Source organism: Achromobacter sp. SIMBA_011 (assembly GCF_046535435.1).
Lineage (GTDB): Bacteria > Pseudomonadota > Gammaproteobacteria > Burkholderiales > Burkholderiaceae_B > Achromobacter > Achromobacter dolens.
Genome location: NZ_JAWRWN010001085.1, coordinates 1 through 243 on the forward strand (window position 1 = coordinate 1; position 243 = coordinate 243).

General features: G+C 62.1%; 1 pseudogene. It reads right to left on the reverse strand.

The window, feature by feature from the left end:
• Nucleotides 1-243, reverse strand: a pseudogene (gene graD, locus SB816_RS34375) (FADH(2)-dependent resorcinol hydroxylase reductase component); the annotation flags it as partial.

Here is a 243-nt window from a genome sequence, read left to right on the forward strand (position 1 = left end):
GGCGGCAGGCGATGGCGGCATGGGCCTGGGGCAGATAGAGAACGCCGTTTTCGTGGCGCTGCCAGTCGCCGTTACGGAAACGCTCTTCCGGCGACACCTTGCCGCTGAAAGCGTCGGACAGGGCGATCTGATCCTGCGTCAGCACATTGACGATGAAATCGGGCCGGCAGAGCAGCAATTCGTGCAGCAGCGTGCGATTGTTCAGGCAAACCAGAAGAGAGGGCGGCTCCATCGAGACCGATG